At 62.2% G+C, this 1,190-nt stretch carries 1 tRNA gene; it reads right to left on the minus strand.

Annotation, left to right across the window (positions count from 1 at the left end):
- Positions 1-963: 963 nt before the first annotated feature.
- Positions 964-1,037, minus strand: a tRNA-Leu gene (locus tag A5652_RS01355).
- Positions 1,038-1,190 lie beyond the last annotated feature (153 nt).

Consider the following 1,190-nt stretch of genomic DNA (forward strand, 5'->3'; position numbering starts at 1 on the left):
CGGGCGCACTACCGCTGTCAGGCCGGGCGTTCGGCCGCGGCTTGCGCAGTGTCGAGCTCAATGCGCACGGCAGCACCTGTGATGTGACGAATCAGGCTGTGCTGCAACGGCACTGAGCGCCGCAGGCAGCGGAAAGGCCGCGACGGCGATGATATCTCTTGCGTTGGCAATCGCGCTCGGCGGCGCTCATTGCAGCGGCACCGGCGGGTGCGTCCATGGTCCAGTGTCATCGTCCTGCTCTCAAATGCGATAAGGGTGGTTACCTCTGGGAAGGGAGGGTGCTACGCGGGGTCGAGGTCCGTGACGCTATTCGCACCGAGTTTTCACGCTCACATCTGCGACGGAATTCTTCGTGGGCTATATATTGCCGCAGACTCTGACTCATCCGGATGATCGTTTGCCGAGATTTGATACCCGCCATTTCGGCGAGCGCGGCGCAAAACGACTCGGCAGTTTAAAACTCAGGGTCTGGGTCAATCTTTAGATCTACAGGTTCCTGATGGGAGGTCTTCCGATGAGCATGCTTATTCGCCGCACGGCGGGCGTCGTCATGATGGCAATAGCGCCCATGGCGTACGTGGCAGCGGTGCCTCCGGGGATGAGCTCGGCGCAACCCCCAGATTGCGGCCCCGGCAATTGGTGGAACCCGGGAGCCAATGCTTGCCAGCCGTTGGGGGCACCGCCGCCTCAGGATTGTGGTCCTGGTAACTGGTGGAACCCGGGAGCCAATGCTTGTCAGCCGTTGGGGGCACCGCCGCCTCAGGATTGCGGCGCCGGCAACTGGTGGGATCCCGGGGCCAATGTGTGCCGACCCGTCGTGCCACCGCCGCCACCCTAGAGCCGGAGGGGCGTTGGTGGCACAAAGACTGCCATATGAGGCGGCGCGGATATCCGTCCTACGAGATTGCGCACAGCATCACAAAGACAACGCTGTCTACCTGCGCTAACGTTCCACAACCTGAGTGCCCTCGGTGAGATTCGAACTCACACTGTACGGGTTTTGAATCCGTTTCCTCTGCCAGTTGGGATACGAGGGCGCGGCCTCCTACCTTAGAGGCAGCCTCCCACCATAGAGGATCAGCAGTGCTCACCTGTCTCACCGCCCCCGAGGTCGCTGGTCTACAGCGGTCACGACACAATATCGGTCATGACAGGCCCCACGACCGACACCGACGCCGCTGTGCCGCGCC

The organism is Mycobacterium sp. 1165178.9, assembly GCF_001673555.1.
In the GTDB taxonomy this organism is placed as follows: domain Bacteria; phylum Actinomycetota; class Actinomycetes; order Mycobacteriales; family Mycobacteriaceae; genus Mycobacterium.